The sequence below is a fragment of the Tahibacter harae genome (genome assembly GCF_024437735.1).
In the GTDB taxonomy this organism is placed as follows: Bacteria; Pseudomonadota; Gammaproteobacteria; order Xanthomonadales; family Rhodanobacteraceae; genus Tahibacter; species Tahibacter harae.
Window position 1 is genome coordinate 1 of sequence record NZ_JANFQO010000055.1, and the last position, 4,939, is coordinate 4,939.

Here is a 4,939-nt window from a genome sequence, read left to right on the forward strand (position 1 = left end):
ATGTGACCGTGCAGGTGCAGGACGCCCACGGCGCCAGCGACGACCAGGTGTTCCGCGTGATCGTGAATGCGGATCTGGTGGGGCATAGTCATGTGGGGAGGGAGTTCTGGTTCACCCATAGCCAGAACCTTTGTTCTCAAATCGCTCTGTGCACCCAGGCCAATGCGCCTGAACGCAGTCACTGGGTCACTGTAGCGGCGCTGGATGGCGCACAAGGCTTTGTAGAAGCCCCCGGCTTGAATTTCCGTCAGGATTTCACCATTGCGGCAGGCGGTGTCGCCGAAATCAAGCTGCCCTGGCAGGTCATGAACACGGAGGTTTTCCGCGCCGTGAATCTGGCCGTACACGTGGTGTCCGATGCGCCGGTGACGGTGGTGTCGATGAACCGCCTGATCCATTCGACCGATGCCGCGGTGATCTATCCGATCGACGTGCTCGGCCGCAACTACACCGTCATCGACTATCCGCGCAAATCCGGCGAAGGCGGCCAGGTGGCGTTCGTCGCCACCGAGAACAACACCGTGGTCACCATTGCGCCGCCGGCCACCGGTCAGGCAGTCCAGGGTCCCAGCGGCCCAACCACCGATTCGTGGACCGTCACGCTGCAGCGCGGACAGGCCTACCAGCTCAATGCCTGGGAAATGCCGGCGATCGACTACGCGCCCTATAGTGGAGCGCGCCTGATGGCTTCCGCGCCGCTGGCCGTATTCGGCGGCAGCATCTGCGGTTTCGTACCCGATGAGGTCGAGGCTTGCGATCACCTGTACGAACAGCTGCTGCCGGACCGCAACCTGGGCCAGGACTTCATCGCCGGCAATCTCGCCACGCGCAGTGTCGGCAATATGTACCGCTTCGTCGCAACCCAGGACGACACCGCCGTCTATGCCGGCAATTACCTGATTGCCGTGCTGCGCGCCGGGCATAGCGCCGAACGTATCCTCGAAGGCCCGGTGGCCCTGCATGCGACCAAGCCGGTGCAGATGTTCCTGCTGGCACTGGGCGAAAACGCCGACAGCGGCATGCGCGATGTGCCGCCGGGCGTGCCTCCCTCGCTGCACAACGATCCCGACGGCGATCTGCTCGACCCGTTCGCGATCGCTGTGCCGCCGATGGGCACGGAACTCTCCGATTACCTGTTCACTACACCGCAGGTGTCGGCCATGCTGCTGCACTACGTCGGCATCACCATTCCCGAATCCGCCGTGGCCAGCCTGCGCCTGGATGGCGCCGCCGTCAGCGGCGTGACGTGGCGCGCCGTCCCGGGCACCGACAAGGTGCACGGCAATCTGCGCGTGAGTGCGGGCCGGCACCGCGTGGCAGCTGCCGCGCCGTTCGGCCTGATCACCTACGGTTATGGCGACTACGAATCCTACGGCTACGCCGGCGGTCTGCTGATCGGCGACCAGGACCGCGTGCGCCGGCTGGAGGTAACGCCGCTGGCGCAGATACGTACGGTCGGCGACAGCGCTTGTTTCGCGATCGTGTCGCGCGACGCGCAGAACCGGCGTGTACCGTATGCGCGCTTCGGTGTGCGCGCGGAGGGGCGCCAGACGCATGCGGAGTCGGGCTACCTTGATGGTACGGGGCGCGGTGAATACTGCTTCGAGCATCCGTTCGTGGAGACCACGCCGCTGGTGTTCGAATCCGGCTTCGCCCAGGTCGAAGCCCAGGTGGAATGGCTGGCACCCGGCGACGGTGTCAATCGCGCGCCCATCATCACCTCGCTGCCGGGGCTGGAATTGCGCGACCCGGTATTCCACTACGACCTCGACGCAGTCGATCCCAATGACGATGTGCTGAGCTATGCGTTGATCGGCGGCCCGTCCGGCGCGCAAATCGACGCACAGACCGGCGTGCTGACCTGGACGCCGCCGGTACCGGCCGACCGCAAGGCCCTGCTGCAGGATTTCACGCTGCGCGCGCTCGATTCCCAGGGCCTGTATGCGGAGCAGCGGTTTACGCTGCAGGTGCACTTCAAGGCCATGCTGCAGATCACCAACGAGATTGGCGTCGACAACCAGCTGGCCTACGAACGCACCGGCTTCCAGGCCAAACTGCGCACGATCGGTGGCATCGCCGCGCACCAGAACGTGGATGTGCTGCAGGGGCCTGTCGGCCTGAGTGTGCTGCTCAGCGATCGCGAGGGGCTGATCAAGTGGACTACAGAATCGATCCTGTCGCCCGCGCTGCGCTACAGCGATGCGCTGGTCCTGGGCAGTCGCGATGATCCCGCTTCGGGGGCGGATCTGGCGCTGACTCCGATCTGGGCGATCAGCAGCGGCGGCGGTATGAACGTACCGGTATTTGGCCGGCCGCTGGACACCAACAATGACGGCGTGGTCAACGCATCCGACAGGCTCGTGGCTGCCGGCGTGAACGGCGCTTTCCAGCTCATCGTGCGCTATGTCGATACCGGTGAGGCCCTGTCCTGGTCAGGCACGCGCTATGCTGGCAGCAATATCGTGCCGGCCTTTGCCGATTTGGATGGCGACGGTCGCGACGAACTGCTGTACGGCAGCAACACCGGCAAGCTGGTCGCTCTCACCGGCACCAATCAACGGGTGTGGGCGGTGGATCCGGACCTGGGTACGACGTCGCTGAAGAGCTTCCAGACCAGCATAGAGACCGCCGACCTGGAGGGCGACGGCACGCTGGAAATCTTCGTCGCCGGCCGCCTATACGACGCGAATGGCGTCAGCCGCTGGACTCTGGGGCCCGCCTCGGGCGTGAGCGCCACCTATCTGTCGCCGCTGCTGATCGATCTCGATGGCGACGGCGTGCGCGAAGTGTTGTTCCTGGATGAAGTGCGCCGAGCCAACGGTACGCTGTGGTGGCGCGTGCCGGCGCATCCTGGCAATGGCTCGGTCGCCCGCGCGGAGTTCTCGGCGTTCGACTTCGACGGCGACGGCGATCGTGAAGTCATCGCCAGCGTAAGCTACGAACAGAGCAACGACCGCTATCTGGAGCGCTTTGCCCATGACGGTACGCGCCTGGGGAGTCCGATCGTTCTGGCCTCCGACGGCGGCCTGCCGGCGGTGTTCGACATCGACCGCGACGGCACGCGGGAAGTCTATTTGCCGCTGGAACGCAAGGCCTGGTCGCTGGATGGCACCGTGCGCGTCGATCTGGGCGCGCTGCCGCTGGCCAGTGCTTATCCGCAGCTGCTCGACGCCAACGGCGATGGCGCGGTTGAGGCGCTGGGCCAGGGCGGTTACAAGCGTCTGAATGACGTGCAGACGAACTGGCTGTGGTCCGAGGTCGGCGCTGCCTACGGCGAGCGCCGCGGCCCCGGCGCGCTGGTGGACAGTAATGGCGATGGCAATGCCGAGTGGTTTGTCGCCGGTACCTACAACGCGCTGCTCAAGCCCACCCAGGGCGTGTGGCCGGCCGACCGCGCCGGTCGGCGCAGCTACCGCGACGGTGCCGCGCGGCACACCGGCAGCTTCGATGTCGATATTCCGCCCGGCACGCCGAATGACCTGCGCTACGACCTGTGGATCGGCGACCTGCGCCAGCGCGCTGGCATCGATGCCGCGCACAAGCGCTACGAAGTGAATGTGCGCAACCGCGGCCTGCGCAGCCTGCAGCATCCGGTTACGGTCAGCCTGTACTCGGGCGAGCGCGGCAACGGCGGCTTTGAACTCACGCGCAAGACGGTGCCGGCATTGCGTTCCGGCGAACGTGCTGCGATCGCCTTCGACAGTGTGGACAACGACGACCTGCAAGGCTGGATATACGCTTACATCGATGCCGCTGCCGGCGAAAGCGGTAGCGACCGTCTGCCCTACAACAACCGCGTCGCCGCGCATGTCATCGAACTGAGCCTGAGCGACGGCGCCGACCGCGTCGATCGCGTACTGCACAGTGTCGAAGTCAGGCAGCAGAACTTCGCCCTGGATCTCAAAGGCGTCCTGCCAGCCACGGTGCATTCGGGTCACACCGTGACCCTGCAACTGCTGGCTGGTCAGCTGGATTTGGACAATGCGCCGTACTTCTTCCTGAGCAGCGCTCCCGACGGCGCCCGCATCGATCCGTGGACCGGCGTGATGACGTGGACGCCAACGGCGGCGCAGGCAGGCTATCGCTATTTCTACGCCAATGTACGCTTCCCCAGTGGTGTCGAAGACTTCGTGATGTTGACCACTACAGTCGTCGCCAATCCGAACCGTCCACCGCAGATCACTTCCACCGCGCCCACGCATGCCGTGGTCGGCCAGGCCTGGACTTACGCCGTTGCGGCGAGCGATCCCGACGGCGATGCGCTGACCTATGCGCTGAATCCTGCGGCTGCGGGCATGAGCATCGACGCGCAAACGGGCGTGATCAGCTGGACGCCGACGGCTTCCGGCACGCAGACCGCGACCGTGCGTGTGACGGATTCGGCCAACAACACCACGGCGCAGGCGTTCAGCGTCACCGTGCAGACGCCGGCGACTTCGATCCCGGTGTTCTCCACCAGTCCGCCGACCACGGCCAAGGTTGGCTGTCTGTATACCTATGACGCCGAAGCAGCCAATGCCGGCAACCAGGTCATGAGCTATCAGCTCACGCAGGGACCGCCCGCCGGCATGACGATCAACGGCGCCACCGGCTTGGTGCAGTGGACGCCGACGGCCGAGCAGGCCGGCAGCCGGCGCATCAATGTCTATGTCAGCAATCCCAGCAGCACGGCCTTCGCCAACCAGACTTGGAACATCGACGTGGCTGGTGCCGACCGTGCGCTGCGCGTGGATGGCCTGGCATCGCCGACCTACGCCGCGCCGAACCAGCCGATTGCGCTGGAAGCCGTGGTCCAGTACGCCGCAGGCTCCTACACGCTGACCGCGACCGTCAACGGCGCACCGCTCGCGCTGGATGCGCAGGGCAAGGCGAGCTTCACGCCGCCGGCTGCCGGTGCCTACACCGTCGTGTTCAACGTGGCCGACGGCTGCCAGAGCGC

Annotated in this window: 2 protein-coding genes; one reads left to right on the top strand and one right to left on the bottom strand. The window is 65.6% G+C overall.

The genetic code is table 11. The annotated features are described in order from the left end of the window. Positions 1-347, bottom strand: a 347-nt coding sequence (locus NM961_RS23690; RefSeq protein WP_255916899.1) for a hypothetical protein, incomplete at its 3' end; no start/stop codon positions are given. On the opposite strand from NM961_RS23690, the gene NM961_RS23695 reads away from it, so the two are divergent. Then, positions 330-4,939 (top strand): putative Ig domain-containing protein (locus NM961_RS23695; protein ID WP_255916900.1); only part of this gene is annotated, 4,610 nt, incomplete at its 3' end. The two genes, NM961_RS23690 and NM961_RS23695, sit on opposite strands and share 18 nt — an antisense overlap.